The organism is Labilithrix luteola, from assembly GCF_001263205.1.
Taxonomy (GTDB): domain Bacteria; phylum Myxococcota_A; class Polyangia; order Polyangiales; family Polyangiaceae; genus Labilithrix; species Labilithrix luteola.
In genome coordinates this window covers 10,229,371-10,256,311 of record NZ_CP012333.1, presented here as the reverse complement: position 1 = coordinate 10,256,311, position 26,941 = coordinate 10,229,371, and the positions used below count along the sequence as shown (strand labels likewise).

The window sequence follows — 26,941 nt, the reverse complement described above, 5'->3', positions numbered from 1 at the left end:
GTACTTTACTGTGTCAGGGGCCGCGTGCCCTGCGCTCGTTTTCGCGGGTTGTTGCTGATTCGTGCGTTTTATCGAGTCCGCTATCGATTGGTCGAGCGCGCGGATGGGTGGAATTCGGGTGTGAAGTTCGAAATGCGATTCGGCCGTTGAGTGCCTGAGACTCTCGGCCGAGCGCTTTGCTTGGCACTGGAGGCAGCATGAAGAGACACGTTCTGTTTGGACTCGTTGCAGTTGGCGCGTGCTTGATGACCGTCACGGTCGCGTGCTCCTCGTCGGACGAGGCGACCCCCAAAACGCAGGGGGACGCTGGCAGTACGGGCGCGGAGACGGGGCCGGACCCCCAGGACGAGTGTGCCAACGCACCTCCGCCTGCGCCGAAAGGAGACTGCACCAACACGAAGTGCAGTGCGCAGCTCGGCGAGCCGGCGACCTGCGTCAACAACCAGTGCGTGAAGCTCAAGTCCGACCTTTGCCCCAACGTGCTTGGCGCCGCGGATGACGACGACGCCATCTTCTTCGGCACGCTGCTTTCGTTGACCGGCGCGAACGCGTCGAGCGGCTTGAACCGCCAGAACAGCGTCCAGCTCGCGGTGGACGAGATCAACAACGCGGGCGGCATTCCTTCTGCCGACAAGTGCGCGAAGCCGCGCAAGCTCGCGTTCGTCGGTTGCGACGACCAGCCCGACGAGGTCAAGGCCGCGAACCACCTCACCACGGACCTCGGGTTCGCTGCCGTCATCGGCGCTGGCACGAGCGGAAAGACCGTCAACGCCGCCACGAAGTCGACGATCCCCGCAAAAGCGCTCCTCTTCGCTCCGAGCTCCACGGCCATCTCCATCACGGGCCTTGCGGCCTCGCCTGATGGCGTTCGTCTCGTGTGGCGAGCGGCGCCGTCGGACGTCATCCAGAGCAAGGCGATGGAGCTCGTCATCGGAGAGCTCGCAGGCAAGGTCACGGGCACCGTCAAGCTGGCGATCATCAGCAAGAGCGATGCGTACGGTGTCGGCCTCGACAGCGAGCTCCGCAAGAACCTCAAGTTCAACGGCGCCGGCTACGACGATCCTGCCAACGCGAGCAACCGCCTCACGCAGTGCTTCAACCCGAGTCCGGCGGCCGGGCAGCAACCGACGTCGACGGACGCGTGTCCGGTGGACAAGACGACGGCCGCGGCGGTGACTGCATTGAAGGGCCTCCAGCCGGACATCATCGTCCTCAATGGAACGGCCGAAGCGATCACGGAGATCCTCGTGCCCTACGAGGCATCGGCGGAGGGCCAGGCGAAGAAGCCGCTCTACATGATTCCCGACGGGCCCCGGAAGACGGAGCTCATCACGGCCGTCACTGCGAGCCCCGAGCTTCGTACCCGCATTCGCGGCACGGTCCCCGGCACCCTCACGACGCTCGGCCAGGACTTCTTCAGCTACCGCTACACCGCCGCCCACCCGGACAACCCGCAGCTCGTCTTCGGCATGGCCGGCTCGTACGACGCGACCTACATGATTGCGTACAGCATCGCGTCGGGCGGAGGAAAGCAGCCCATTACCGGCACGTCGATCGCCTCGGGCTTCACGAAGTTGATCGCGAAGGGCTCCACGTCGCTCGACGTCGGCCCCGCGAAGATCAACACCGGATTCTCCACGCTCGTCAGTGGCGGCTCGGTCGACTTCAACGGCGCGTCCGGCCCGCTCGACTTCAACCCGCAGACGGGCGAAGCGGACTCGGACTTCACCGTGTGGTGCATCTCCAACGACCCGAACACCAACAAGCCGTACTTCAACGACGCAACCAGCCAGTCCTACGACGCGACGGCGAAGGCCCTCAAGGGAACGTTCATCTGCCCCTGACCCAACGGACGGTCTGACGCGGGGAGGTTTCGGGGCGTCTCGGGTCTCGCGTGTCGGGCAGTAGCGTACTCCGGCGGCTGACTACGTGTCGGCCGCCGGTTTTCTTTTGTCTCGCCTTTGGTGCCGAGGACCTCGAGGCGTTCCCCGGCTCCCGATTGTCCCCCGTTTGAAGGGGGTCTCTTGTAGCGCAGGGGCGGGCCGCCTAGACTCCTCAACTGGGATGACAGGCGCAGGCTCCACCTCCACTCAAATGCCCAACGTCGGTGACCTCGTCGCCGGCAAGTTCGTGGTGGAACGTCTCATCGGGCAGGGAGGCATGGGCGCCGTGTTCGCGGCCCGCCATCGCGAGCTCGAAAGCGTCGTCGCCATCAAGGTGATGCTCGCCGACACCACGAACGTGGAGGCGACCGCGCGCTTCAAAAACGAAGGACGCGCGGCGGCGAAGATCCGGAGCGAGCACGTCGTTCGCGTCGAGGACGTCGGCGAGGAGAAGGGCTACGCGTACATGATTCTCGAGCTGCTCGAGGGTGAAGACCTCGCGCAGGTGCTCGAGCGAAAGCGCAAGCTGCCCGCCCCCGAAGTCGTGGGCTACATGATGCAGGCGCTCGAGGGCGTGAGGCTCGCCCACGAGAAGGGCATCATCCATCGCGACCTCAAGCCGTCGAACCTGTTCCTCGCGCGCCGTGACGACGGGACGAGCGTGGTCAAGGTGCTGGACTTCGGCATCTCCAAGTCGTCGTCGACACTCGGGCAAGCGCCGGGCGCATTGACGTCCACGAAGGCGATGCTCGGGTCGCCGCTCTACATGTCGCCCGAACAGCTGCGAAGCTCGAAGAGCGTCGACGTTCGCGCGGACATCTGGGCGCTCGGCGTCATCATGTACGAGCTCCTCACGGGAACGCTCCCATTCATGGGAGATAGCCTCGGCGAGCTCTTCGCAGCGATTCTCGAGACCGAGCCGACCGCCGTTCGCGTCCGCGCGCCCGATGTCCCCCCCGAGCTCGAAGCCATCGTGATGCGCTGCCTGCAGCGCCGCCTCGAGAACCGGTATTCGAGCGTCACCGAGCTCACCGCGTCTCTCATGCCCTTCGTGTCCGGCGCCATGACGGGGGGAAATTTCCCGTTCGGTCCGAACCGCACGAAGATGATGGATCCGGGGGCCGCATCGTCGGCGATGGCGCACGTCGCGCAGGCCCAAGCGCATGCCCAAGCGCATGCCCAGCAGCACGCATCTCAGGGCACGGGCGCGCATCAGGCGCACGTGCCGTACGGAGCGCCCGTCGGTTCGAGCACGGGCTCGGCCGTGAACATTCCCGTCGTCAAGGGCACGGTCCCGATCGGCGCGATCACACCGCAACCGAACCAGACGAACAGTGCGCTCAGCCAGTCGTGGCAGACGACGTCGGCCGGCTCGAAGTCGCGTACGGTTTTCGTCGGGGCGATTGCGGTGTGTGGGGTGCTGGTGGTGGTCGGTCTCGGGCTGGTGGGCGTTGCGCTTCGTCGCAACCACGACTCCCACGATTCCTCGACGACGGCCTCGTCCGGGGCGCCCTCGGCGAGCTCGCTTCCGTCGGTTCTCGCGACGACGCCGGTTCCTCCGCCGGCGGAGAACGTCGTCGTTGCACCGGCCAGCGCAGCGGTTTCTGCGGCTCCAGCGGCATCGTCGGCGCCCGTCGTCGCGGTCACCGCGCCGGTGGGACAGAACTCGAAGGCCACCTCGGTAACGAGGCCGAAGGACCCCGTCGCGAAGGTGGAACCGAAGGCGGCCGAAACGGCCAAGCCCGCCGAGACGGCGAAGCCGAAGGCCTCGACGTCGAAGCCAGCGGCGGGCGGCGCGGAGACGAGTCGCTGAGGGAGCGGGGCGGCGACCCGGCGACCCGGCGACGACCACGTCCGACGCGCCCCTCACGAAGCACGTTCGTGACCTCGCGTTGCGCGACGGGACGTTGAGGGTTGGTGTATAGATCGTCGTGATGCGACGCACGTCCTTCTCGCGCCACGCCGCCCTCGCGGCTCTTGTCTTGTCCGTCGGAGCACCGGGGCTCGCCTACGCAGGCGACACGTCGACCGCCGAGAACCTCTTCGAGGAGGGCATGGCTGCTCTCAAGCGTGAGGACTACAAGGCGGCCTGCGAAGCGTTCTTCGGGAGTAACGAAGCGGACGCGTCCCCGGGTACCGAGATTAATCTTGCACTCTGCAACGAAAAGCAAGGGAAGCTCGCGACGGCCTGGGGCTGGTATCGAACGGCAGCGGGCCTCGCTGATCAGCGTGGCCAGCGTGAACGTGCCGAGCGCGCCCGCAGCGAGGCGTCGCGTCTCGAGCCGCTGCTTCCGAAACTTCGCATCACGACGAAGGACGCTGCGAGCACCCTCACGATCCTCCGCGACGGCACCGTCGTCCCGACCGCGACCATCGGCAAAGACGTGCCCGTCGATCCCGGCTCGCACGCCATCGAGGTGAGCGCGAAGGGCAAGAAGACGTGGAAAGGCTCCGTCGACATCGCGTCGGCGGCTCGTGTGACGCCGTTCGAGCTTCCGAAGCTCGACGATGAACCCGAAGAGAAGGCGACGCCGGTGGCGGGCACCGTGGTCGGCGGTGACGCCCTCGCGGCGGACAAGGGCAGCAGCAGCACCCAGCGCAACGTCGGCTTCATCCTCGGCGGCGCCGGCATCGTCGCGGGCGCCGTGGCCATCGGTCTCGAGCTTCTCGCCCTGCGCGAAGACGACAAGCGCAAGGAGCAGGATGGTCAGCTCGCGCAGATGACCGCCGTACCCGACGGCGATCCGAACAAGAAGGCCATCATCGACTCGCGCGACTCCCACAAGAGCGCGGCGAACTCGAACCAACTCGTGGCCATTGTCTCGGGAGCCGGCGGCATCGTCCTCATCGGCGTCGGCGTCACGCTCATTCTGACGTCGCAGGGCTCGTCGAAGACCACGGGACAGGCGAACAAGCCCATGGTCGTTCCGATCCTCGGCAACGGCACGGCCGGTCTCGGATTCCACACGAGCTTCTGACACGCACGTCGGCTCGCGCCTCGGTCGACGGCTAGAGCACCGAACAGTTTGCTCCGCGGTCTCGTCCGCTCTTTGCGCCGATTTCCTTCGCAGCGCTTCGTTGCTCCTCCTCGAATTGGCAGGAGCAGTTATCGTCGGAGCGCCTCGCGCTGCTCGGAACTCGGCGAAAATACTCGGTCCGCAAACTGTTCGGTGCTCTAGGCGTTCGTGCGCACCATCTCCACCGAACTCCATGCTCCCGGGCGTGGAGCTTCGGCGAGCTCGCAGAAGCCTTTGCGCCGGTAGAATTCCATCGCGTCACGCGTCGCAAGCCGAACACGTCGCGCGCGACGGACGGCGGGATGGTCGAGCAGAAGCTCCATGATGGCCGAGCCGACGCCGGTTTTGCGCAGGCTCGCGTCGACGACGACGTCGAAGATCCACGCCACGCGGCGTTCGTCGGAGAGCGCTCGCGCGAACGCGACGAGCTTGCCGGAGGTGTCGCGTGCCCCCACACGGACCGGCGATCGCGCCATCGCCGTGACGTGGTCCTGGGCCGGTATGTCCTGCAGCCAATAGGCGTCCTCGAGCAGCGCGCGCGCCTCCACGAGCTCGACCTCGTCGACCCAGCACTGCAGCCGGATGCCCGGAATCGCGCAGCGTAGGAAGGCAGGGCGGGGGAGCTCGGGAAAACGGGAGACGACGCGCGTGATGGCTCGTACGTCGCCATCCTCGCCACGCTGCCAAAGCTTCTCGAGGATGGTCAGGCGGTCAGCCTCCGTGCGGTTCTGTCCGAGCTTCTCCTTGTAGTCGACGTTCTCGAGCGATACCTCGGCGACGAGGAGCCCTCGCACCGCCTTGGCGTAGAGCGGGTGTTCGGCGTCGATCGGACGGTGGCCGCCTTCGGGTTGATACTTCTCCATGAGCGCTTGGAGCACGCGTGCTTTGCGAGCCGGGTCGGTGACCTCGCGCAACGTTCCGTGGACCTGCGCGCTGACGTAGAGCGTCGTTGCGGGGCACGCCCGCTCGGGATCGAGAAACCAGCTCGGGATCGTGGCGACCGTCTCCTCGGCCGAGACCACGACCGGCCTATCGAGGCCTTCCATCTTCTCGCCCGCCGGCGCTCCGTGGAATGCGATGGCGTCGTCCAGCACCACGGCATTGACCGTTCGCAGAATGGGCAGCCCAGCTTCGGAGACCATAGCCAGATGGATGGCGCGTGCGCGCGCCAGAAGAGCTCGGCCCTCGGCGCTCGAACCCGCGAAAATCGCCCTTCGCATGCACCGGAGTCTCACGCCTGGGTGGTACCTCGAGAAGGTCCAGATTGGACATTTGTGCTAGACCAGGTGGATGCGCACCTGGACCGTGACGATCGACATCGGTGACGCGAGCAAAGGGCCTGCCTTCTTGCGGATCGCACGCGCCATCTCCGACGAGGTCCGTCGCGGGCGCCTTCGAGCCGGCGATGCGCTTCCCGGGAGTCGCACGCTCGCCGACCAGATCGGTGTGCATCGAAACACGGTGCTCGCGGCGTATCGGGAGCTGGAGGCCGAGGGGTGGATCGAGACGCAGGAGGCGCGAGGAACCTTCGTCTCGAAGGAGATCCCCGACGTTGCGCCCAGGCGTTTCGACGGCAAGCGCAGAGCCGAGCGGGTCGCGACCGCAACGCGAACGAGCATCACGACGCTGGGCTTCGACATTCCTCCGCAGACGCCGGAGGACCGACTCGACGACTCCCACGCTCAGAGCGCGCAGCTTCCGCCGCGGACCAGCCATGCCGAAGGGCCTTCGATGTCTCTCGGAGGAGGCATCCCCGACGTACGGCTCGTCCCCGCGGCTGCTCTGGCGCGCGCGATGCGACGTGTCCTCGCGCGCCAGCCCCTCGACGTGCTCTCGTATGGCGAGCCCGAAGGTCTCGGCGAGCTGCGTCAGGCTCTCGCCGGTATGGTGGCGGCAACGCGAGGGGTTCCTGCGCGCGAGGAGAACGTGCTCGTCACCCGTGGCAGCCAGATGGCCGTCCATCTCGTGGCGCGTACGCTCGTTTCTCCGGGCGACGTCATTGCCGTGGAGGCGCTCGGTTACCGGCCCGCATGGTCCGCGTTACGAGCTGCGGGGGCGACGATCGTTCCCGTGCCCGTGGATGCTCGAGGGATCGACGTCGATGCGCTGGCGCGGCTCGCGAGCGAGCGCCGGTTGCGTGGCGTGTACGTCACGCCTCATCACCAGTACCCGACGACGGTCACGCTTGCCCCGGCGCGCCGTCTTCGGCTCCTCGAGCTCGCGAGGGCGCACCGGCTGTTCGTGTTGGAAGACGATTACGACCACGAGTTCCACTACGAAGGTCGGCCCGTGTTGCCGCTGGCGAGTGCCGATGCGAATGGTGTGGTCATCTACGTCGGTACTTTGTCGAAGGTGCTCGCGCCGGGACTGCGGACCGGCTTCCTGGTGGCCGCGGAGCCGCTCGTTGCCCGCCTGGCGTCCATTCGGAGAACGACCGACCGTCAAGGTGATCGACTCCTCGAACGCGCCATCGCCGACCTCCTGGAAGAAGGCGAGATCCAGCGGCACATCCGCCGAACCAAGCGCATCTACGGAGAGCGGCGAGCCTACGTGGCAAGCTTGCTCGAACGGCATCTCGGCTCGGTGCTCTCCTTCGAGCTGCCGAGTGGCGGAACGGCCATCTGGGCGAAGGTGGCGAGCGATGTTTCGGTCGATGCGTGGAGCGAACGAGCCCTCGAGCTCGGGCTGATCTTGCAGGGCGCGAAGCGCTTTGCCTTCGATGGCAAGCCGCGCCCGTTCCTGCGCGTCGGCTTCGCCCAGCACGACGAACGGGAAGCACGCGAAGCCGTGCGCCGCATGGTGAACGCGCTACCCTCGCGCGCTACCGAGCGTTCGCGGGCAAGAACCAAGACAGCGACTCTCGCGAGGAGCAGCAGTCTTTGAACTTGTCTCCGCTCCCGCACACGCATGGCTCGTTGCGGCCGATCTTCTTCGGCGAGGACGAGGCCACGGAGTCGGAGCTCGGATACTTTCGAGGACGCTTCTTCTCGCCGATCACGGCCGCCGAACGGATGCGCGAGGCGACGTCGTCGAGGTTCGTCTCGAACCACGTCCGCGCGGCGTCTTCGAGCTTCCGCCCGCGTGCATAGTAGCGCTCGGCGTGGTGCTGGCGATCGATGTGCGCCACCGGTCGGAAGCCCTTCGGCACCGGCACGAGCGCATTGCCACCCACGAAGCAATACGTTCCGATGTCGCGCGCGGTTCGGAGATCCCAGTCGAGCCCGAACAGGTGACGGGAGACGATCCACACGCCGGCCCAGGCACGCGCCTCGGAAGCGTTGAATTCGGCGAGGTAGGCTTCTTCGTCGTTCTCGGGGACGTCGACGGGCACGCCGTAAGGCAGGCCGAAGAGCACACCGTAGTTCGGCTTGGTGACGTCACCGCAGACGGCGTGGATGCACTCGTGGATCATGCTGCCGAGCAACCGCCGGTAGATGCACTCGCCGAAGCGAACCGCGACACCTCGATACTCGGGCGGGTTCTCCTCCTGGGTACGGCGCCAGATTCGGTCACCGTGCACGTCGTAGAGCGGCGTGTAGCCCCAACCGCGGAGCGCGTCGTCGAGCGTGTAGACCGCAGCGATGCCCTTCACGCGCTCGTCCAGCGGCAGCTCCGCATGACAATCGCACGGACAGATGCGGGCGGTCGTGAGTGCGTCGACGACGTTGAGCATCGCGACACCATTGTAGGACCTCGGCATATCTGCGCGAAGCGCCTCGGCGCTATGCGGTCGCCTTTCGGTGGTGAACTCGTTAGAAGAAGGCCATGGAACACGGCCTCTCGGCGATGACGTGGCTCACGCTCGCCGTCGTCATCCTCGTCGCGAAGTTGGGCGGAGAGGCGGCGGTCCGACTTCGCCAACCGGCTGTGCTCGGTGAGCTCATCGCGGGCATGATTCTCGGCAATTTGCCGCTTCCCGCGCTCATGGCGGAAGCGAGCGGGCCGGCCATTCAATTCGCGGCCGAGCTTGGCGTGATGCTCCTGCTCTTCCAGGTTGGGCTCGAATCCAGTGTCGCGCAAATGACGAAGGTCGCGCCGCGTGCGGGCGTCGTCGCCATCATCGGTGTGATCGTACCGAGCGTGCTCGGTGTCGGTGCGAGCATGCTGATCTTGCCGTCGGCTCCGATGGCCGCGCACCTCTTCATCGGCGCGACGCTCTGCGCGACCAGCGTAGGCATCACGGCGAGCGTCCTCAAGGACGCGGGCGCGCTCGGCCGTCCGGAGGCTCACGTCATTCTCGGCGCGGCAGTCATCGACGACGTTCTCGGTCTCGTGGTCCTCGCGATCGTCTCCGCCGTGGCTGTGAGTGGCGCTCCGGATGCGTGGACGATCGGGCGCATCACGGGCACGGCGGTGGGGTTCGTCATCGGTGCGCTCGCGATCGGCCTCTGGGTCACGCGCGGCGTGTATCGATTCGCGGCGAAGTTTTGCAGCCCTCAAGTCCTCGGGCCGGTTTCGGTCGCCGTGTGTCTGCTCCTCGGAGGGGCCAGCGAGAGGGCTGGGCTCGCCGCTATCGTCGGCGCGTATGCGGCGGGCCTCTTGCTCGACGAGGTTCGTTTGCGTCCGTTCGGGGAGAACGGCGTCCACAAGGTCGAGGAGTTCGTCTCGCCGATCGTCGCGGTGTTCGCGCCGGTGTTCTTCGTGCGCACCGGGATGAACGTGAAGTTCTCGGGCTTCGACATGACGTCGCTCCTCCTCGCCATCGTGCTCGTCGTCGTGGCCGTGATCGGCAAGCTTGCCTGTGGCCTCGGCGTGCGCAGCGCTCCCGGCGAGCGCATCGACCGCCTGACCGTGGGTCTCGGGATGACGCCGCGCGGCGAGGTAGGCCTCATCTTCGCCGACGCAGGAGCGCGGCTCGTCGTGGACGGAAATCCTCTGTTTTCTCCGGGCATCTACTCGGCGCTCGTGATCGCCGTCTTCGTGACCACCTTGGTCGCTCCTCCCGCACTTTCCATGCGGCTCCGAAATCTTTCGAAGAAAAGCGAAACCGCTTCCGAGGCTGGCGCGTAGAGTGAGCGGCTGGCCGGTTCGGCCCGCTCGAACGGGTTGGCGGAAGCCACGAAAAAGGACGCGGAATGATGGATTCCAGTGTGGCCCGACACTGGGCACGCCGAGGCGTTGGCATGGTCGTGCTCGTCGCGCTCGGTGCACTCGGTTGCCAAGAGAAAGCGAAGACCGATCTCGCGCCCGCCGCGAGCTCGCTCGCGCCTTCCACCGCGCCCAAGCCGGCGGCGGCGCTGAAGTTCACGATCGATCCCAAGAGCACGTCGTCGATCGACATGCCGGCTCCGAAGGAGCACATCAAGGCGGCGACCGACGCGGCGCTGGGCGCACTCGACATCGACCTCACGAACCTCGCGAACACGCGCGGCGAAGTGAAGGTGGACCTCGCGTCGCTCGTGACGAAGACCTTCGACGACGCTGCGAAGGACAAGACGCAGACGGCCCATGCGCGCACGTGGCTCGAAGTGGCCGACGGTGAAGAGGGCAAGCTCCCCGACGACGTGAAGAAGGCGAACCAGTTTGCCGTCTACGCGATCCGCACCATCGACAACGTGAGCGCGAGCGACCTGACGAAGGTGCCGGTCACCAAGGATGGCACCGACGAGGTGCGTACCGTCACGATGACCACGCACGGTGAGCTCCTCGTCCACGGCCACAAGGTCGATCGCGACGCCGAGGTCGAGGCGAAGTTCGTCTACGCGCCTGGTGCGCCGGCCGACAAGCCCAAGGCCGTGCTCGTCAAGACCAAGAAGCCGCTCCGTGTCGTGCTTGGTGAGCACGATGTGAAGCCGCGCGACGGCTTCGGCAAGATCGCCAAGGGGGCGTTCAATCTTCTCGGAACCAAGGTGGCTGACACCGCGGATATTTCGCTCGATCTACGCGCACTACCCCAGTCGTGATAGCCTCCCCGACCGTGATGGCGCCGTACGCCGAACGTCGATTTTCTCGTGCGCGCGCGTGCGCGTCGTGCACTCGAACGTTGGCCACGCGGAAGGGGCACCGCTCGAGGCGCGTGTCATGCGCCACGTTCTTCAACAAGGAGTGATAGGGATGCGACCGAATCTTTCCATCGACAAGATCGCGGGGGCGCTCGCCGTCCTCGGCACGAGCGTTCTCATGGGAGCCTGCGGCGGCGAGAGCAAGCCCGCCGAGGCCCCCGTCTCCGGCACCGAAGTGGCGCCCGCAGGCGAGAAGGCCGGCGAGCACAAGGCCGGTGAGGCGAACTGCTCGGCCGACCACAAGGGCTCGGCGAGCTGCGGCGCGGGCAAGGGCTCGGCGAGCTGCGGTGCGGGCAAGGCGGATCCGGCGGCGGCCGCTCCGGCGACCACCCCCGCGGCGGCGGCTCCCGCAGCGGCCGCTCCTGCAGCGGCGGATGCGAAGGCGGACTCGAAGGCCCCTGCCGCGGCCCCCACGGGCTCGAGCAAGAAGCCGGCGACCCCGCCGGCAGCGGGCAAGAAGGCGGGCGGCGCGAGCTGCGGCGCCGGCACGTGCTCGGCCAAGAAGTGAGCTGAACCCAGCGCTCCACGCTGGACGGATGGGTCGGGCTCCACTCGCGCCTCACGCGTGCTTGGGCTCGGCCCCTTCGCTTTTGTCGGCGTTGGTCGCTGTCGCGCGTGAGTGGTATGCGAAGGAACGCGGAGATGACGGAAGCGCAGAAGCAGTCTCGCGAGTCGCGGCAGACGCGCACTCAGGAACGCATTCAGGGCGTCGGGCTCGGTCTTCGTTGGGAGTTCATCGACGAGCTGCTCGAGCAAAAGCCACGTCTCTCGTTCGTCGAGATCTCGCCCGAAAACTACATGGGCCGCGGAGGCTACTTCGACGAGGCGCTCGATCGGGCGGCTGCCGTCTGGCCGATCGTCACGCACGGTTTGACGATGAGTCTCGGGGGCGTCGATCCCCTTCGCGAAGACTATCTCCGCGAGCTCGCCGCGTTCCTCGAGCGGGTGAAGACCCCGTGGCATTCGGATCATCTCTGCTTCAGCACGTTCGGCGGGGTGATGCTCCACGACCTGCTTCCGATTCCGTTCAAGGCTTCGGAGGTGTCTCGCATCGCCGATCGCATCAAGCACGCGCAGGACGTGCTGCAGCGTCCGATGGCGATCGAGAACGTGAGCTTCTATCTGCACCCCGGCAAGCGCGAGATGACCGAGGCCGAGTTCATTGCGCGCGTGTGCGAAGAGGCCGATTGCGGGCTCATGCTCGACGTGAACAACGCGTGGGTCAACGCCACGAACTTCGGTTACGACGTCGACGCGTGGATGCGCACCGTTCCCCTCGATCGGGTGGTGCAGATGCACGTGGCCGGTCACGACTGGTACACCGAGGACGAGTGGGAGCCTGCCGCGCGTCCCACGTCCGCGGAGGAGCGCGAGGGCAAGCTGATCGTCGACACCCACGGAGCGCCTTGCGAAGACGAGGTGCTGGCGCTTCTCGAACGAACGCTCGAGAAAACTGGGCCCGTGCCGGTCTTGCTCGAACGTGATCAGAGCATCCCGCCGCTCGACGAGCTGCTCTCCGAGGTGGCGCGGATCGAAGCCATCTGGACGCGCGCGACGTCGAAGGCCGCCGCGCGCGCGCCTTCGCCTGCGGAGGCCCGATGAGCTCCACGGAACGTTTGCATGCGCTGTTCGCCGAGGCCTGTCTCGGGGTGGACGCGTCCGAGTCGTTCGAGCGTGACCTGCGGGGCTACCTCGCGAAGCACGCGGTCGACGCCGAGGATGCGGCTGCCATCCTGGCGTCGAAGCGGAGGCTCGGCCTCTATCGACGGCTCGTGAGGCACAACATCGTGAACGTGATCGCAGCCATGCTCGAGCGCACGAAGGCGCGTCTCGAACACCACGGGGCCGGCGCGTTCGATGGCAGCGTCGACGCATTCATCGCCGAACGCGGGCCACGTACCCCGCATCTCCGTGACGTGCCGCGCGAGTTCTTGACGTGGGCGGCGCCGCGGTGGCGCGACGACGCTCGATTGCCCTCGTGGATCGCCGACCACGCCGAACTCGAGCTCGTCGACTTCACGATCGGCGTTGCGCCTCGTCCTGCTCCTCCACCGCCGCTGGTGGACGTTGCTGCCGATCTTCCGCTCGTCTTCGCGGAGCCCGTCGCGATCGTGCGCCTCGCGTATGCTGTTCACGCGCTCTCTGTGAACGACGTTGCCGCCGAACCGGACGCCCGCGCGTCGGCTCTGCTCGTGTACCGAGATGCCGAGCATCAGACACGTTTTCTCGACCTGTCGCCCCTCGCGGCCGCGATTCTCGAGCGGCTGCTCGCGGGCGCACCGCTGGCGCAGGCGATGGTCCAGGCCGCTCAGGCGGAAGGACACGCGCTGGATCAGGCCGTTCTGGATGGCGCGGCCCGTTTGCTCGCGGACCTCGGCGAGCGGGGAGTGCTGCTCGGCGCACGTGGCTGAGCTGCGGTAACGGCTCGGCCTGGCGCCGGTCTCACGCCCGGTGCCGTTCGTGGTCTGCTCGTGCTAGTGTGCGCACGTGCTGCGTGCACGGTGGCTTCGTTGGATTCGGCTCGCTGCGGCGTGCCTCTCCGTCCTGGTGGCGGCGGGGGCTTCGTTGCCGGCGATTGCGCGCGTCCTCGGAGGGCCGCCTCCACACAACTGTCACTGCGAGGTGCGCGGTGGTCATTCGCATTGTGGCTGTCCGATCTGCGTGCCCGAGCTCCGCGAGACGGACGACCTCGGCCACGGTGAGATGAAGGGCAACTGCGGAGACGAAGACCCTGGTTTCCGCGCGCTCTCCCTTCGTGCGATCGCCGCAGCGAGCTTCGTTCTGTTGCCGCCGCTCTCGCGCATCGAAACACCTCAGGCACCGAGCCTCGAGCCTTCGCAATGGGCACGAAGCCCGGAGCTGCCACCGCCTCGATCGAACCTCTCTACCGCGTTTGCCAGCTGACGAGCGCGAGCACGGGCTCGTGTTCGTCGTGTTTGCCATTGGCATGCGCCCGCGTCGCCGAGTCTTCGTGTGCTCGCGCGTGCCGGCGCCTTTCGAGACGAATTCGGAGAGTGTTCATGAAGAAGGTCATTTGCGCGGCGCTCATCGCGTCCGTGGGATTCGTGTATGCGTGCTCGAGCGACGACGATCACTCGCACAGCGAGACGGGCGGCCACACGAGCCCGTTCGCTTCGTGCCAGACGATCATCGATGCCTGCCACGAGCTCGACGTGGGCGAAGGCCCGATCCACGACTGTCACGAGATCGGGCACGACGCGACCGAGGCGACGGGCGACGGGGAGTGCGTCGCGAAGAAGGACGAGTGCCTCAAGACGTGCGTGGCGGACGCCGGCACGGCCGACAGCGGCGCGAGCGACGGCAGCGCCGACGCTGCTCACGAGTGAAGGCACATCGATGCGAACGCTTCTGGCGTTGGCCTTCGTCGCGCTGACCGCCGCGTGCGGTGGCGGGAGCGACGAGGCCGCCGATCCCCCGCAGCTGCGTCAGGGATCGGTGCAGGTGATGTCGAGCGAGCGCGTGCTCGTCGACATCACGGTTTCCGCGCCCATCAAGCTCGGCAAGAACGAGCTGGCCGTGGATTTTCCGTCGCGCCCGAACACCGAGCTCTACGGCGTGTCGGCGTTGATGCCGGCACACGGGCACGGTTCGCCGGCTCCGACGATCGAACGTACGGACGAGGGTTTTCTCGTCCACGACGTCGTTCTGTACATGTCAGGCCGTTGGGAACTGCACTTCCAGATCCGTGTGGATGGTCGCGACGACGAAGCCGTCGTCGTGGTCGACGTACCCTGAGAGCGTAAACACGCGCTCCGGACGGGATGCCGCCGCGACGACCCGCTCGTCACGGCACGGCTCCCGTCCGGACCGTCGTTTCATTCCCCGGTGCGAAACCAGGCGGCGCTTTCGCGCGCAGGTCGTAAGGTATCGGGGCGAGGACGCCGACCACCATGCGAGCACGAAGACGACCTGGGATTGGCCCCATGAGCGCGCCTCTCGCGTGCGTTGCGCTCCTCACTCTCGTCGGGCTCCTCACGCTCGGTGCTGCATGTAGCAGCAGCAGCGAGGGGGATTCGACGAGCAGCGGCGGCGTTCCGACGAGCTGCGATCAGGACAATCGTAAGGACGTCTACGCCCAAGGCATGTCCAAGCAGGGCACGTCGTTCACCGTTCGCGTGCTCGATGCGACGCCTGCGCCGCCCGCGAAGGGCACCAACACGATGACGATTCAGATCGTCGATCTGGCGGGCGCGCCGATCGACGATGCGGTCGTCGGTGTGACGCCGTTCATGCCCGACCACGCGCACGGAAGCGCGGTGAAGCCCGTGGTGACGCCGGCCGGCAGCGACGGCAAGTACGCCGTGACCTCGCTCTACTACCCGATGGCGGGGCTCTGGCGCGTCACCTTCAGCGTGACGCTTCCTGGCTCGTCAGCGGCGCAAGACGTCGCGTTCCAGTTCTGCCTGGACGGCTGACTCACTCGACGCAGCGGAAACCGCCGTCGCGCGTCCACTCTTTCACGGTGCTCGCGAGATCGAAGGTCGGGATCTTGTCGAGGATGGCCGCGTCGAGATCGCCCGTGGCCACGAGATCGTCGAGCAGATCGAAATCGACGGGACGCATGCGCGCGCGCATCGTGACGCGGTCGGGGGCGGGCGAGGGGAGCGGATAGGTGCGCGTCACCGAATGGTAGAACGCCGGATCCGTCGGATCGGTGGTGACCGAGGCCGTGAGCTGATTCGACTCGACGCTCGCCGCTTGCCAAAACATGTGCACTTCGGCGCCGTCTTTGCCGAAGATCTTGTCCCGCAAGAGCCACAAGTTCGGATCGGCGAGCGCGGTAATCGGCTTCTTCTCCTCGGCCACGCCGCTCGAGAACACGACGGCGCCTTCGCGATAGGCCACGATTTCCACCCACGCGCGGCGGTCTTGGCTCGCACCGCTCGGGAAGTTGTGGCCGGCGAAGGCGTTGTCGAGCGTCACTTCGGCGAGGATGCCCGTCGGTGATTGCTTCACGCAGAGCTTGCCGAGGAGCGTCGCATCGAGCAGCTGTTGGACCGCCGCACGCTGCGCTTCCATCTGCGTGAACGGCGTGAGCGCGACGTCGACGGCCGCCATCGAGTGGTCGTGCACGCGTCTTTGCGGAGCGCCGTCCACGTTCGCGGCGAAACCGCTGCGTCCGTCCATGTGGCACTTGCCGCACGGAAGCTGCCCTGGCTTGCTGTAGAGCGAGCCTTCCCACTCGGTGAACGTCCGCTCGATGTGAGCGCCCTCGGGCGTCACCACGTCGTGGCACGCGCCGCAGAGCCTTGCCGAGTCGCGTTGCTCGCGGTCGTGCAGCGTCGAGTAGCTCGCCTTGTGGGGCGTGCCCTTCATCGGGCGATCGAACCCGCCGCGGAGCGTGTCATCCGTCGCGAGGTGCAGAGGATTGTTGTGGGTGCCCTCGACCGCGTCCGTCGAATGGCAGAAGTAGCAAGTGACGCCGCGCGCGTAGGCGGGGAGCTCGGCGAGGTTGAGGCCGTCCTTGGTGAGACCGAGCCGCACGGCGACGGGCGCATGGCAGGCGACGCAGAAGTCACCGGCCTGGCCGTTCGTCTCGCGCTGCATACGCTTGTTCATCGCCGTGAAGACGGGATCCTCGCCGGCGTACGCGTGCATGCTGCCGGACCACTCGCGAAACTGATCGGCGTGGCAGGGGAGGCAGTTGTTCGGATCGAGCAGTGCTTGGCCGGTGAGTGTGGGCGCAGGGGCTTCGTCGCTCGAGCTGCACGCAGCCACGATCGTCGCTGCCACCACGACAGGCAGCGCCGCGGAGCTCCAGCCGCGCATCGTCATCGCTTGGCCCCTGCGGCGATCCACTGGATGATCGCGCACTGGGCGCCGGGGTCGATCGATGCCCCCGGCGGCATGCGCACCTTCCCGTCCGTCGCCGTGATGCGCACGACGATTTCACTGCACGCCGGGTCGCCGGGGCGTGCGTCGCCCGTTTCCTGCACCAGCATCCGGTACGACTCGTCGGCGTCTTCGAACGCGAGGCCGCCCTGGTGCCCGGTCGACGCATGGCAGCTCACGCCGGACTTCGCGCACGTCGGCTTGAGCGTGTTTTCGAAGATCTGGTCGTACGACGGCTCGTAGAGCGGGGTGCAGTCCGTCGATACGGTCGTGCACGTCTTCGCATCGGCGTCGCCGTCGCTGCTGCAAGCGAACAGGCCGGCGAGACCAAAAAAGGCAAGAGCGGGGATCAAGAAGAGCGCGGCGGGCCGCATGCGCCCGTACGTTCTTGCACGACTCGTCTCGAGGGCCAAGCGAGGCGCGCCAGCCCGCGTGAGCCCCCTTCTCGATACTCTGGCGGCTCTGGCGCGCGCGCGCTCGTCGAGCTCAGGCTTGAGGCGGCGTATCGTCCTCCGGGCCTTCGAGCCCGAACGTCCAGAATCGGGCGACCAGGCCGGCGCGGCTGTCGACGGACGCCTTCATCAGCAACGAGCTGATGTGAACCTCGACGGTTCGGACCGCGCAAGAGAGGCGCTCGGCAATCGCGCGGTTCGCGTGCCCATGGACGACGAGCGAGAGCACCTCGGCCTGGCGCCGCGTGAGCTCCCAGACGTTGGACGCATACGCCACGCGCGCCTCGGTATCGCGCCGACCCGGCTTTGCCGGCGGCGTCACGACGAGGAGTGTCTGCGGACCAAGGCCTGGAATGGCGAAGGGCCGGATCGAGACTGTGGCGCTTGCTCCCTTTCGTGCCGTTCGCATCGCCGCGCGGACGTCGAAGCCGGCGGCCAGCAAGCGTCGCCCGCTGGCGTTCGCTTGGAAGACGTGCGCGTCGGAATTGAGGACGAAGACGCCACCCGGAACCGCCTCGAGGACGGTTCGGAGCGCCATCGCGATATCACCGACGATGGCACCGTCAGGCAGGTGAGCTTTCGAGAATCCGAGCGACATCAGGTGGGATGGCTGGGGCTGAGCGGGCTCAAGACGCGCGGGCTCAGGACCCGCGGGCTCGAGACGCGCGGGCTCGAGACGCGCGGGCTCGAGACGCGCGGGCTCGAGACGCAGAGGAGGGAGGTGGGGAAGGTTCGTTGTCAACGCCGTGCAGTCGCTCACTGCAACTGTCGCGCCGACGTGGTGGAAACCTCTCTTTCCTCCTGGCGAACGTTGTGGTTCGAGACGCCGGGTAGGCATCGCATCCCATCTACGGGGCCACCCTGTGTCCACTTTCGTCGACGCTGTCGTCCACGATTCTGGACACTCGAGGGACGCCTCCACGCACACTTGCGCGGGGTTGGTCGCAAAGCCGTTACCGGTACGCTTCGTGCTTAGAAACGGGGGGGATGCTTCATGCTCTGTGTGTGGGCATCAACGAGCATGCGAATGGGGGCCTGCCCCGTCCGCGTTTCGCTCGACAAGATGCCGAAGAGTTCGCCGCTGTTCTTGCCGACCAACACGGGCCGGGATGCCAGACGACCGTCCTCCTCGACGGTGCAGCCACCAAGAGCGCCATTGCGCACGCGGTGACCTGCGAGCTTCCGCATCGCGCACGTCCGGCGGATGCCGTGATTCTCTACTTCGCGGGCCTCGGCTGCGCGGAGATCGAACGACCTGGGCTCGAGCCGTCGATTCATCTGGTGGCGCACGACACCGACGATGACCGGTTCGTCTCGACGTCGATCAATCTCGTGTCCGAGCTGTCGGCGTGGATCCGTCGGTTGCCGGTCAGCGGCGTCTTCCTCGTTATCGATGCGTCGTTCACCGGCGAGCCCGGAGGACGCACCGTCGAGGGACCACGCCTTCGCTCTGGCGTCCGACAGCGTTCGATCGCGCGACCATCCCTCAAGAAGCTCCCCGTCGGGGAGACGTGCGCCATCCTCAGCGCATGCGGTGACGACGAGATTGCCCGCGAAGCGCCAGAGCTAGGTCATGGCGTCTTCACCCACCATCTGCTTGAGATCTTCTCACGGAGCTCATCGCAAGATGCGGCATTGAGTCTCGGCGCGATGCATCGCGAAGTTCGACTCGCCGTCGAGCACACGTCGGGGAACCGTCAGTCTCCGGTGCTGATCCAGGGCCCCCGCGCGGCTTCACCGCTGTTTCGCGTGCAGGTTGCGGGCTCCGCCCCCCGCGCGCTTTGACCCATCCTTGACGGAATCCGACGGGAGCGATTCTCGCGTGGGCCGACGAATCAGGCAGAAAGCGGACGAGGCGGTCGGGGCTGTATATTTACGTAGCCAAATTGCCGCGTACCCTGTGGCAGTGTCGACCATGGACTCTGGCGGGGACCTTGCCTCGCTGCGTGCTGAACGAGATCTTTACCGCAAGCTCTTGGAGCTTGCCTCGCGCGACGAGCCCGACGTCTTTCTTCGTGAAGCGCTCTCGCTCGTTCTGCAGGTGAGCGCAGCCAAGCGCGGATACATCGAGCTCCGTGACGGGGCCGCCCCCAACGACGCTCCTTGGTGGATTGCGGAGGGCTTCTCCGAGAACGACCTCGCTGAAGTGCGTGCGGCCATCTCGAGCGGGGTGATCGCCGAAGCCCTGGCAACCGGTAGGACGATTTCGACGGCCTCGGCGGTTGCCGATCCTCGGTTCGAATCGCTCGAGAGCGTCAAGGCGAACCGGATCGAGGCGGTCCTCTGCGCGCCGATCGGTGCCGATCCGCCCATCGGCGTCCTCTACTTGCAGGACCGCGAGCAGGCAGGACCTTTCTCCGAAGACGACCGCGTCCGCGCCGAGGTCTTCGCTCATCATCTCGCGCCGCTCGTCGATCGGCTGCTCCTCCGCCGCCGCGCCCGCGAGTCCGTCGACGCAACGCTCCCGTACCGGAGTCTTCTCAAGGTCGAATCGCTCGCCGGACGAAGCGAGGCCATCGCCCGCGTGCTCCGCGAGATGTCCGTCGTTGCGCCGAGGCGCGTGACCATCCTGCTGACGGGACCCTCCGGCACGGGCAAGACGCAGCTCGCTCGCCTCATCCACGAGAACGGCCCTCGCGCGGGCAAGCCGTTCGTCGAGCTCAATTGCGCGACCCTCCCGGAACCCCTCGTCGAGAGCGAGCTCTTCGGGGCGATGCCCGGCGCGCACTCCACGGCGACGCGGCGTATCGAAGGCAAGGTGGCGGCGGCCGAAGGTGGAACGCTGTTCCTCGACGAGATCGGCGAGCTGCCGCTCGGCGCGCAATCGAAGCTCCTGCAGCTTCTCCAATCGCTCGAGTACTTCCCGCTCGGGGCCACGAAGGCGCTACGCGCCGACGTCCGTGTGATCGCCGCGACCAACGTGGATCTTCGGCTCGCCGTCGAACGTCGAACGTTCCGCGAAGACCTCCTCTATCGCTTGCAGATCGTGCCCATTCGCGTGCCGGCGCTCGCGTCACGACGAGAGGACATTCGCGATCTGCTCGAGCTCTTCTGCGCGCGCTCGTGCGACGCCCATGGCATCGGGCCGCTCACCATCTCGCCGGGTGCCATCCGCGCCGCCGAGACCACGGATTGGCCCGGCAACGTGCGCCAGCTCGAGAACGCGGTCGAGGCGGCGGTCATTCGCGCTGCCGGCGAAGGCGCCACGCAGATCGAGCGCGGACACATGTTTACCGACGATGCGGCCTCGGACGGTGAGCATCAGGAGACCTTCCAGGCGGCCACCCGGCGGTTTCAGGCGCAGCTTCTCAAGCGCGCGCTCGAAGACACGGGGTGGAACATCCTCGAAACCGCGCGTCGTCTCGATGTGACGCGCTCGCACGTCTACAACTTGATTCGCGCGCACGGGCTCGAGCGCGCGGGGGAGAGAGAGTTCTGAGGCATGGGGGTCCGCAGGATCAACGAAGTCATCGAAGCACTCGACACCATCATCGCCGACTCGATCCGGGACAAAAGCCGGATTGGCTATTTCGCGGTGCTCTACAAGAAGATGACTGTCGCCGTGCGCGACAGCATCCATCGCAACGAGTTCCTCGACTGCGAGCGGATGGAGCGCCTCGACGTGGCGTTCGCCAACCGTTATCTGGACGCTCTCGAAGCCTACCGTGGCGGGCGCACCGTCACCGATTCGTGGCGCGTGGCGTTCGACATGTGTGGCGACAAGGAGCCCACCGTTCTGCAGCATCTCTACGTGGGGCTCGCCGCCCATCAGCTGCTCGATCTCGGGATCGCCGCGGCCGAAGTCGCGCCGGGCAACCTGATCGGAGATCTTCGCGGCGACTTCGATCACGTCAACGAGATCGTGGGCCGGCTCATGCACGACATGGACGCCACCATCGGTCGCGTTTCGCCGTGGGTTGGCGTGCTCGACAAGGTCGCGGGCGTGCAGTACGCGGTGGCGAATCGATTCGGGATCTACGTCGCGCGAGAGATCGCGTGGCGCTCGGCGGAGAATCTGGCGCGGCTCCAGAGCTCGGCTCGTGAGCCTCACATCACCACGATGGACAAGCGGACGGCGCTCGTCGGGCGGGCGATTGCTCGTCCCATGGGGGCCATCAAGCTCCTCGCGAAGTTCATTCGCGCGCGAGAGAGCAGCGACGTGGTGAAGACCATTCGTCAATTGCAAGCGTAGGAGATCGGATGCCGAAGCGAATCGTCGTTCTAGGGGGTGGGATCGGCGGGATGACCGCGGCGCACGAGCTCGCATCGCGTGGGTTCGAGGTCGACGTCTACGAGGAGACGTCCGACGTTGGCGGCAAAGCCAAGAGTCAGTTTCTCGAGGGGACGGGAACGGGAGGGCGCGAGAATCTCCCCGGCGAGCACGGTTTCCGGTTCTTCCCTTCGTTCTACCGGCACGTCATCGACACGATGCAGCGCATTCCCGTAGAGAAGGGGACCGTCGCCGATCGCCTGCGCGAGAGCCAGGAGATGGGCATGGCGGAGAAGAGCGGCATCTTCGTCTTCGACCGCCATCCGCCGGAAGACGTCGGCGAGTTCGTGAAGCTCACGAACACCGTCGACAAGTTCTTCACGCGCACCGAGGTGAGCGAGCGCGACATGGCTCGCTTCTCCTATTTCATGCTGCGGTTCCTCGCGTCGTGCGACGAGCGCCGCGAAGCCGACTTCGAGCAGGTCAGCTTCTGGGACTTCGTCGAGGGCGACAGCTACGAGCCGAAGTTCCAGAAATACATCAAGACGCCGCGTTTCATGGTCGCCATGGATCCGCGTCACGGTAGTGCGCGCACGATCGGCACGAAGGCCTGCCAGATCCTGCTCGACTTCGTCCGCAACGGCACCCGCACCGATGCCGTGCTCGACGGCCCCACCTCCGAGCGTTGGCTGAGGCCCTGGCGTACGCACCTCGAGTCGCTCGGCGTGCGCTTCCACTACGGCGATGCGGTCACCGAGCTCCTGCTCGACGGCAAGCGGCTGAAGGGCGCGCGGATCGGAACCGAAGTGGTCACGGGCGATCACTACGTTCTCGCGCTGCCGCTCGACCGCGTGCAGGCGGTCATCAGCGATGCGCTCGCCGGCGCCGATCCGGATTTTGCGGGCATCCGTCGTCTCGCGAACGCCACGTCGTGGATGTGTGGAGCACAGTTCTTCCTCAAGACGGACCCGAAGATCTGCCACGGCCACGTCGCGTTCCCCGACTCGTACTGGGCGCTCAGCTCGGTCTCGCAAGGACAGTTCTGGAGCAACGAGGTCGCCGCGCGTTACGGCGACGGGTCGGTCGGCGACATTCTCTCGGTCGATATCTCCGACTGGGACACCGTCGCCCCGCGTCTCGGCAAGGCTGCGCGCGATTGCACCTACGACGAGATCCTCGAAGAGGTGTGGATGCAGCTCACCGACGGGCTCGGCAGCAGGCTGTCGCGCGACAACCTCGTGCGCGCGCATCTCGACTACAACGTGTCGTTCGACACCGGGCGTCCGATCAACCGGACGCCGCTCCTCGTGCATCCGCCCGGCTCGTGGTGGAATCGCCCGGGGGCCGTTCCGGACATCGAGAACGTCGTCATCGCGTCCGACTACGTGAAGACGAACACCGATCTCGCGAGCATGGAGGGCGCGAACGAGGCGGCCCGCCGTGCGGTCAACGGCATCCTCGCGCGCGAGGACAGCGCCGCGCAGCCGTGCGACGTCTACCAAATGGACGAAGACGCGGGCCCCTTCATGGATGCGATGAAGAAGCTCGATCGTCTGCGATTCCTCGCGCAGACCCCGCATGTCTTCCTCGATCCGGCAGGCGCTGGGGGAGGAGGGCCGCGTCCGGGCCCCGGCAGCAATCCGCCGCCGCCCTCGTCGGGCGGAGGGTTCTTCCCAGAGACGTTCGAAGACATCAAGTCGATCGAGCGACGCGTACGCGGGCTGCTCGGCTTCTAACCCCAGAGCTCTGGGGTTAATCAGCGGACAGGCGGCGCCAGCAGGGCGGCCAGGCGTTCGGGGGCGACGACGTGTTCGTCGATCATCCACGCCTCGGCCCGCCTGAGGAGGGCACGTCCGCGATCGCCACCGAGCATGCGACCGCGCTCGTAGTCGGCCGTGGCCGCATGCAGGTGCATTTCGAGCGCGCGATAGCCGTCGGCCGCGACGCCGAGCCGCTCGATCGCGCCCTCGGTGTCGCCTCCAATCGCAAGCAGACCCGATTCGACCGCCGCCGTGATGGGCTTGGCCCAGGCGACGTCTTCCTGTCCGAGCTTCTTGGCCTCGCTCTGCACGAGACGGACGAGGCGGAACCGCTCGATGCGCGAGCTCGTCTTCGCCGCGTGCGCCAGCGCAGTGCGAGCGCGCAGATGGCGGAGCGTGACGCGGAAGTTCTGCACGTGGAGGTTCATCGAGAGCACCACACGCGACCACTCGCGCGAGATGCGTTGGAACGCTTCGTCGGTGTCGCCGCGGTAGAGCGAGATTTGCGTGCGAGCCACGAGGTGGAAGTAGTGCGCGAGCTGGAAGTCGTCTTTCTTCCACGGCGCGATGGCCTCCTTCGCGCGTCGCTCGGCTTCGTCCGGATCGTCGGCCACGAGCCAGCCCATGTTGGCCGGCCCGGACGAAAGGCACCCGGCAGCAAGAAGATTTCCGCGCTCGTGCGCTTCGGCGAGCTCGGCGGTCTGTTGCGCGCGCATCGTGCGCAGCTCGCCCAGGTAGCCGAGAGAGGCGAGCGAAAGCGCGTGGACGGTGAGGAGCTCCCATTCGGGGCGTCGCTTGCCGTCACGGAGGATCGCGTTGGCGCGCCGGCAGAGATCGACGCTCTCGCGCCATCGCGATGCGTAGAATTCGACGGAGGCGCCCATCAGCAGATTGAACGCGTGGGCCACGGTGTCTCCGCTGTCTGCGCTCATGCGCAGAGCGGTTTCCATGAGACTGCGCGCTTTGCGCGTGCGCGAGGCCCCGCCGAGACATGCGAGCTGCGAGGCCTCGGTGCCCAAGCCCCGAGCAACGCGGGTGGGCTCGCCGGCGGCGAGCGCATCGATCATGTAGCGCGCTTGGAATGCCGCGACGCGGGTTCGATCGATCCAACCGAGCCCAAGGCCGGCGGTCCAGAGGGCGTCGATGCGCGCGAGCTCTTCGGGCGAAAGCTCTTCGGCGCGTCGCGGACGGAACTCGAGACCGCGAATGGCGAGGCGTGAGCGGAACGCGACGACCGTGCCGAACGCCTCCACCCCGGACGCGGGGTAGGGGACGGAGACGCTGTCGAGAACGCGGCGCAGGCGCTCGATGCCTTCCGTGAAGCGTCCGCCGCGGAGGTAGTGCTCGGCGGCTTCGCGCTCGAGATCCTTCGCCTCGGACGGCGCCGTCATGCGCGCATCGCGCGCGGCGCTGGCGTAGGCATCGCCGGCTTCGGCGCTTCGTCCGGCGTTGGCGAGCGCATCGCCGAGGCGTGCGCGCAGACGATGGCGCCCGGCGGTCTTCGTCTGCAGGCTCAGCGCGAGCCGATAGAGCTGCACGGCGCGATCGAACGCGAGCGTCTTGGCCGCGCGTTCGGCGGCGATGTCCGCGAAGCGCGCGGCCGCAGGTTCGTCTCCGGCGCGCACGAGGTGATCGACGAGGGCGTCGGCGTCGGGCTCGGGCTCGCGGAGGAGCGTGTCGGCGAGCTCGCGATGGAAGAGTCGTCGCTGCGCCTCGTCGAGCGAACCGAGGACAGCCTCTCGCACGTGGCTGTGATACGGCTCCACGGCGGCTTCACCGCCCGCCACCGTTTCACGCACGAGACGCTGTCGTGCGAGACGGAACACGTCGGGACGTCCGTGTTCGCCGGGCCCTGCGGCGGCGAGCAAGAGGCGGCGTGCGAGAGGCTTGCCGGCAATCGAGGCGATGTGGAGAAGCCTTCGCTCGGCCGGCTCGAGCCCCGCGATGCGCTCGCTCAGGAGCTCGCGGAGACCGAGTGGCGCGAGCATCGGCGGGCTCGTCTCCGCGGCGCGCGTGGCCGCCAGCGCGAGCTCTCGCAAGAAGAGCGGGTGGCCGTTCGCCTCGATGGCGACGCGCTGGACGACGTTCGAAACGTCGACCTCGGCTTCCGACAGCACGTGGGCGGCGAGCGTGGAGCTGGCGGCGACGTCGAGCGGGCCCAGCGTGACCGCGTGCACCGAGTTGAGGAGGAAGGGAGCGCGTTCGCCGAGGACCGAGAGCAGCGTGGACGACGCTGCGTCCTCGGTTCGATACGCGAGAACGAGCAAAATACGCGGCGTGGGCGGTCCGAAGACCTCGCTCATGAGGAGGCCGGTGTCGGCGCCTCCCCATTGCGCGTCGTCGATGGCGATGGCCACCGTGTAGCGCTTGCCCATGTTCGCGAAGAGCTCGCGCAGGGCCGTGAATGCGCGCTGACGAAGGGCGAAGGGATCGGCGTTCGCCGCGTCGGGATCGCGGAGGATCGTGCGGGCACGCCCGAGGACGGGGAACAGGGCCACCAGTGCGCCGCCGTCCGCGGGGATGACTTCGGCCGCCTCGGAGTCGTTCAGCGACGTCAGCCACTCACTGAGGTCGTCGATGATCCCGTCGAATCCGTTGTACGAGACCGACTCCTGCGGATGGCATCGCCCGCGCAGGATGACGACGGGATCGGCCGCGTGGATGCGTGCGGAATCGAGCTCCGTGAAGAATCGCTCGACGAGCTCGGTTTTCCCGATCCCCGAGGCTCCGCGCAGATCGACGACCGCGGGACGTCCGCTCTCGATGTCGCCGAGCGCGTCGAACAAGACGGCGAGCTCGCCCTCGCGTCCGACGAAGGGCGGCGCACGATTCACCCAGAGGCTGTCGCGCGAGCGCGAGGAGGGAACGCTTCCCGTGAGGGCCTCCACGATCGCTTCCATGGCGGGACGCTCGGCCGGCTCGGGGTGCATGAGCTGCGTCGCGAGCTTCGCGAGCGGGATCGCGTGGTCGGGGATGTGCGCGGGGATGGCCGGGCCGGTCTGCTTGGCGAACAGCAGACTCGACCCGCGCTGCCCTCGGAAGGCCGGTTCTCCGCAGAGGGCTTCGTAGAGGATGGCGCCGAGGCTGTACCAATCGGCGGACGCCCCGAGCGGCTTTCCCCAGGCCTGCTCGGGCGACATGTAGAGGAGCGTGCCGACGAGAGGATGCCGCGCGCGCTCCACCTTCTGCAGCTCGGTACACAGGCCGAAATCCACGACGACGCCGCGACCGTCCGTCGTGACGATGACGTTGCTGGGTTTGATGTCTCGGTGCAGCTTGCCCGCGCCGTGGAGGGCCCCGATGCCGAGCACGACCTGGAGCGTCACGTCTTTGAGGCGGGCGAGACTGGGCTCGTCGAAGACGCGCGGATGGGTCTCGTTGGAGAGCTCGCGCGCGAAGACGTCGAAGGTGACGCCGCGCAGAAGCTCCATCGTGAAGAAACACTCGTCGCCCGTCGCCACGAGCTCGTAGAGCTGGACGAGGTTGGCGTGCGAGATCCGAGCGAGCGCGCGGAACTCGGTCTTGAGCTGGTAGAGCCGCTCGGCGTCGGTGACGCTGAGGGTCTTCAGCGCGATGTCGCGCCCGGTCTCCTGATCGATGACCTCGTAGACGACCCCGTTCGCACCACGGCCGAGCAACGCCTTCGCGTCGAAACGCGGGCTAGCCGTAAGCGGATAACCCGCCCATTCCTCGGCTCGTTGCTTCGCCTTGGGAGGAATGGAGGTCGTCATGCAGAGATCGCCACTCGTGCATCGTAGACCGAC

Annotated in this window: 23 protein-coding genes; 17 read left to right on the top strand and 6 right to left on the bottom strand. The window is 67.0% G+C overall.

Annotation, left to right across the window (positions count from 1 at the left end):
- The first annotated feature begins 197 nt into the window (after positions 1-197).
- The 3 genes from AKJ09_RS44205 to AKJ09_RS44195 all read left to right on the top strand — a co-directional run bounded on the left by AKJ09_RS44205 (position 198) and on the right by AKJ09_RS44195 (position 4,861).
- Positions 198-1,844: a type 1 periplasmic-binding domain-containing protein gene (locus AKJ09_RS44205; RefSeq protein WP_146653872.1), complete on the top strand. Its 1,647-nt coding sequence runs from the start codon at positions 198-200 to the stop codon at positions 1,842-1,844.
- Positions 1,845-2,094: 250 nt separating this feature from the next.
- Positions 2,095-3,696, top strand: coding sequence for a serine/threonine-protein kinase (locus tag AKJ09_RS44200; RefSeq protein ID WP_169928365.1), 1,602 nt, complete (start codon positions 2,095-2,097; stop codon positions 3,694-3,696).
- Between the two features lie 121 nt (positions 3,697-3,817).
- Positions 3,818-4,861, top strand: a complete 1,044-nt coding sequence (locus tag AKJ09_RS44195; RefSeq protein ID WP_146653870.1) for an outer membrane protein assembly factor BamD — start codon at positions 3,818-3,820, stop codon at positions 4,859-4,861.
- 197 nt (positions 4,862-5,058) lie between these two features.
- Here the strand turns inward: AKJ09_RS44195 and AKJ09_RS44190 are convergent, their stop codons facing one another.
- The gene (locus tag AKJ09_RS44190; RefSeq protein ID WP_146653869.1) at positions 5,059-6,120 is read right to left on the bottom strand and encodes a GNAT family N-acetyltransferase; all 1,062 of its coding nucleotides are present in this window, start codon (positions 6,118-6,120) and stop codon (positions 5,059-5,061) included.
- 70 nt (positions 6,121-6,190) lie between these two features.
- On the opposite strand from AKJ09_RS44190, the gene pdxR reads away from it, so the two are divergent.
- Positions 6,191-7,783: a MocR-like pyridoxine biosynthesis transcription factor PdxR gene (gene pdxR / locus AKJ09_RS44185; protein WP_146653868.1), complete on the top strand. Its 1,593-nt coding sequence runs from the start codon at positions 6,191-6,193 to the stop codon at positions 7,781-7,783.
- On the opposite strand, the gene AKJ09_RS44180 is transcribed toward pdxR, so the two are convergent.
- Positions 7,722-8,573 (bottom strand): SEC-C metal-binding domain-containing protein, encoded by an 852-nt coding sequence (locus AKJ09_RS44180; RefSeq protein WP_169928364.1) that lies wholly within the window; start codon positions 8,571-8,573, stop codon positions 7,722-7,724. The genes pdxR and AKJ09_RS44180 overlap by 62 nt on opposite strands.
- Positions 8,574-8,665: 92 nt before the next feature.
- Between AKJ09_RS44180 and AKJ09_RS44175 the strand changes: the two genes are divergently transcribed.
- The 9 genes from AKJ09_RS44175 to AKJ09_RS44135 all read left to right on the top strand — a co-directional run bounded on the left by AKJ09_RS44175 (position 8,666) and on the right by AKJ09_RS44135 (position 15,338).
- The gene (locus tag AKJ09_RS44175; protein WP_240488838.1) at positions 8,666-9,910 is read left to right on the top strand and encodes a cation:proton antiporter; all 1,245 of its coding nucleotides are present in this window, start codon (positions 8,666-8,668) and stop codon (positions 9,908-9,910) included.
- Between the two features lie 113 nt (positions 9,911-10,023).
- Complete coding sequence (locus AKJ09_RS44170) at positions 10,024-10,803, top strand: hypothetical protein (protein WP_205633961.1); 780 nt, start codon at positions 10,024-10,026, stop codon at positions 10,801-10,803.
- A gap of 151 nt (positions 10,804-10,954) precedes the next feature.
- Positions 10,955-11,410, top strand: coding sequence for a hypothetical protein (locus tag AKJ09_RS54550; protein WP_205633960.1), 456 nt, complete (start codon positions 10,955-10,957; stop codon positions 11,408-11,410).
- A gap of 134 nt (positions 11,411-11,544) precedes the next feature.
- Positions 11,545-12,504 (top strand): MbnB/TglH/ChrH family RiPP precursor modification enzyme, encoded by a 960-nt coding sequence (locus AKJ09_RS44160; RefSeq protein ID WP_146653865.1) that lies wholly within the window; start codon positions 11,545-11,547, stop codon positions 12,502-12,504.
- Positions 12,501-13,313: an HvfC/BufC N-terminal domain-containing protein gene (locus AKJ09_RS44155; RefSeq protein ID WP_146653864.1), complete on the top strand. Its 813-nt coding sequence runs from the start codon at positions 12,501-12,503 to the stop codon at positions 13,311-13,313. Before AKJ09_RS44160 ends, AKJ09_RS44155 begins: the two co-directional genes overlap by 4 nt.
- 76 nt (positions 13,314-13,389) lie before the next feature.
- The gene (locus AKJ09_RS44150) at positions 13,390-13,806 is read left to right on the top strand and encodes a hypothetical protein (RefSeq protein WP_146653863.1); all 417 of its coding nucleotides are present in this window, start codon (positions 13,390-13,392) and stop codon (positions 13,804-13,806) included.
- Between the two features lie 116 nt (positions 13,807-13,922).
- A complete protein-coding gene (locus AKJ09_RS44145) occupies positions 13,923-14,249 on the top strand; it encodes a hypothetical protein (RefSeq protein ID WP_146653862.1) in 327 nt (108 codons plus the stop codon).
- A gap of 10 nt (positions 14,250-14,259) precedes the next feature.
- Positions 14,260-14,658 carry a hypothetical protein gene (locus AKJ09_RS44140; RefSeq protein WP_146653861.1) on the top strand — a complete coding sequence of 133 codons (399 nt, stop codon included), beginning with the start codon at positions 14,260-14,262 and terminating at the stop codon, positions 14,656-14,658.
- Positions 14,659-14,846: 188 nt separating this feature from the next.
- Entirely contained in the window at positions 14,847-15,338 is a 492-nt protein-coding gene (locus AKJ09_RS44135; RefSeq protein WP_169928363.1) for a FixH family protein, read from the top strand.
- A gap of 1 nt (position 15,339) precedes the next feature.
- Here AKJ09_RS44135 and AKJ09_RS44130 read toward each other — a convergent pair whose 3' ends face one another.
- The 3 genes from AKJ09_RS44130 to AKJ09_RS53760 all read right to left on the bottom strand — a co-directional run bounded on the left by AKJ09_RS44130 (position 15,340) and on the right by AKJ09_RS53760 (position 17,805).
- On the bottom strand, positions 15,340-16,698 hold the full coding sequence (locus AKJ09_RS44130) for a multiheme c-type cytochrome (protein WP_146653859.1): 1,359 nt from the start codon (positions 16,696-16,698) through the stop codon (positions 15,340-15,342).
- Positions 16,695-17,129: a c-type cytochrome domain-containing protein gene (locus AKJ09_RS44125; protein WP_146653858.1), complete on the bottom strand. Its 435-nt coding sequence runs from the start codon at positions 17,127-17,129 to the stop codon at positions 16,695-16,697. Before AKJ09_RS44125 ends, AKJ09_RS44130 begins: the two co-directional genes overlap by 4 nt.
- A gap of 112 nt (positions 17,130-17,241) precedes the next feature.
- Positions 17,242-17,805, bottom strand: a complete 564-nt coding sequence (locus AKJ09_RS53760; protein WP_205633959.1) for a helix-turn-helix transcriptional regulator — start codon at positions 17,803-17,805, stop codon at positions 17,242-17,244.
- Between the two features lie 389 nt (positions 17,806-18,194).
- On the opposite strand from AKJ09_RS53760, the gene AKJ09_RS44115 reads away from it, so the two are divergent.
- Genes AKJ09_RS44115 through AKJ09_RS44100 form a run of 4 tightly spaced genes read left to right on the top strand, consistent with a single transcriptional unit; the run spans position 18,195 to position 23,153 of the window.
- Entirely contained in the window at positions 18,195-18,992 is a 798-nt protein-coding gene (locus tag AKJ09_RS44115; protein ID WP_146653856.1) for a caspase family protein, read from the top strand.
- 37 nt (positions 18,993-19,029) lie between these two features.
- A complete protein-coding gene (locus AKJ09_RS44110; protein WP_240488837.1) occupies positions 19,030-20,646 on the top strand; it encodes a sigma 54-interacting transcriptional regulator in 1,617 nt (538 codons plus the stop codon).
- Positions 20,647-20,649: 3 nt separating this feature from the next.
- Positions 20,650-21,399, top strand: coding sequence for a DUF5995 family protein (locus tag AKJ09_RS44105; protein ID WP_146653855.1), 750 nt, complete (start codon positions 20,650-20,652; stop codon positions 21,397-21,399).
- Between the two features lie 8 nt (positions 21,400-21,407).
- The gene (locus AKJ09_RS44100; RefSeq protein ID WP_146653854.1) at positions 21,408-23,153 is read left to right on the top strand and encodes a hydroxysqualene dehydroxylase; all 1,746 of its coding nucleotides are present in this window, start codon (positions 21,408-21,410) and stop codon (positions 23,151-23,153) included.
- A gap of 20 nt (positions 23,154-23,173) precedes the next feature.
- Here the strand turns inward: AKJ09_RS44100 and AKJ09_RS44095 are convergent, their stop codons facing one another.
- Positions 23,174-26,908, bottom strand: a complete 3,735-nt coding sequence (locus tag AKJ09_RS44095; protein WP_146653853.1) for a serine/threonine-protein kinase — start codon at positions 26,906-26,908, stop codon at positions 23,174-23,176.
- Positions 26,909-26,941 lie beyond the last annotated feature (33 nt).

Excerpts from the sequence above, each read along its gene's own strand:
- AKJ09_RS44205 (WP_146653872.1), top strand. The coding sequence starts at position 198 with ATGAAGAGACACGTTCTGTTTGGACTCGTTGCAGTTGGCGCGTGCTTG.
- AKJ09_RS44200 (WP_169928365.1), top strand. The coding sequence starts at position 2,095 with ATGCCCAACGTCGGTGACCTCGTCGCCGGCAAGTTCGTGGTGGAACGT.
- AKJ09_RS44195 (WP_146653870.1), top strand. The coding sequence starts at position 3,818 with ATGCGACGCACGTCCTTCTCGCGCCACGCCGCCCTCGCGGCTCTTGTC.
- AKJ09_RS44190 (WP_146653869.1), bottom strand. The coding sequence starts at position 6,120 with ATGCGAAGGGCGATTTTCGCGGGTTCGAGCGCCGAGGGCCGAGCTCTT.
- pdxR (WP_146653868.1), top strand. The coding sequence starts at position 6,191 with ATGCGCACCTGGACCGTGACGATCGACATCGGTGACGCGAGCAAAGGG.
- AKJ09_RS44180 (WP_169928364.1), bottom strand. The coding sequence starts at position 8,573 with ATGCTCAACGTCGTCGACGCACTCACGACCGCCCGCATCTGTCCGTGC.
- AKJ09_RS44175 (WP_240488838.1), top strand. The coding sequence starts at position 8,666 with ATGGAACACGGCCTCTCGGCGATGACGTGGCTCACGCTCGCCGTCGTC.
- AKJ09_RS44170 (WP_205633961.1), top strand. The coding sequence starts at position 10,024 with ATGGTCGTGCTCGTCGCGCTCGGTGCACTCGGTTGCCAAGAGAAAGCG.
- AKJ09_RS54550 (WP_205633960.1), top strand. The coding sequence starts at position 10,955 with ATGCGACCGAATCTTTCCATCGACAAGATCGCGGGGGCGCTCGCCGTC.
- AKJ09_RS44160 (WP_146653865.1), top strand. The coding sequence starts at position 11,545 with ATGACGGAAGCGCAGAAGCAGTCTCGCGAGTCGCGGCAGACGCGCACT.
- AKJ09_RS44155 (WP_146653864.1), top strand. The coding sequence starts at position 12,501 with ATGAGCTCCACGGAACGTTTGCATGCGCTGTTCGCCGAGGCCTGTCTC.
- AKJ09_RS44145 (WP_146653862.1), top strand. The coding sequence starts at position 13,923 with ATGAAGAAGGTCATTTGCGCGGCGCTCATCGCGTCCGTGGGATTCGTG.
- AKJ09_RS44140 (WP_146653861.1), top strand. The coding sequence starts at position 14,260 with ATGCGAACGCTTCTGGCGTTGGCCTTCGTCGCGCTGACCGCCGCGTGC.
- AKJ09_RS44135 (WP_169928363.1), top strand. The coding sequence starts at position 14,847 with ATGAGCGCGCCTCTCGCGTGCGTTGCGCTCCTCACTCTCGTCGGGCTC.
- AKJ09_RS44130 (WP_146653859.1), bottom strand. The coding sequence starts at position 16,698 with ATGACGATGCGCGGCTGGAGCTCCGCGGCGCTGCCTGTCGTGGTGGCA.
- AKJ09_RS44125 (WP_146653858.1), bottom strand. The coding sequence starts at position 17,129 with ATGCGGCCCGCCGCGCTCTTCTTGATCCCCGCTCTTGCCTTTTTTGGT.
- AKJ09_RS53760 (WP_205633959.1), bottom strand. The coding sequence starts at position 17,805 with ATGTCGCTCGGATTCTCGAAAGCTCACCTGCCTGACGGTGCCATCGTC.
- AKJ09_RS44115 (WP_146653856.1), top strand. The coding sequence starts at position 18,195 with ATGCTTCATGCTCTGTGTGTGGGCATCAACGAGCATGCGAATGGGGGC.
- AKJ09_RS44105 (WP_146653855.1), top strand. The coding sequence starts at position 20,650 with ATGGGGGTCCGCAGGATCAACGAAGTCATCGAAGCACTCGACACCATC.
- AKJ09_RS44100 (WP_146653854.1), top strand. The coding sequence starts at position 21,408 with ATGCCGAAGCGAATCGTCGTTCTAGGGGGTGGGATCGGCGGGATGACC.
- AKJ09_RS44095 (WP_146653853.1), bottom strand. The coding sequence starts at position 26,908 with ATGACGACCTCCATTCCTCCCAAGGCGAAGCAACGAGCCGAGGAATGG.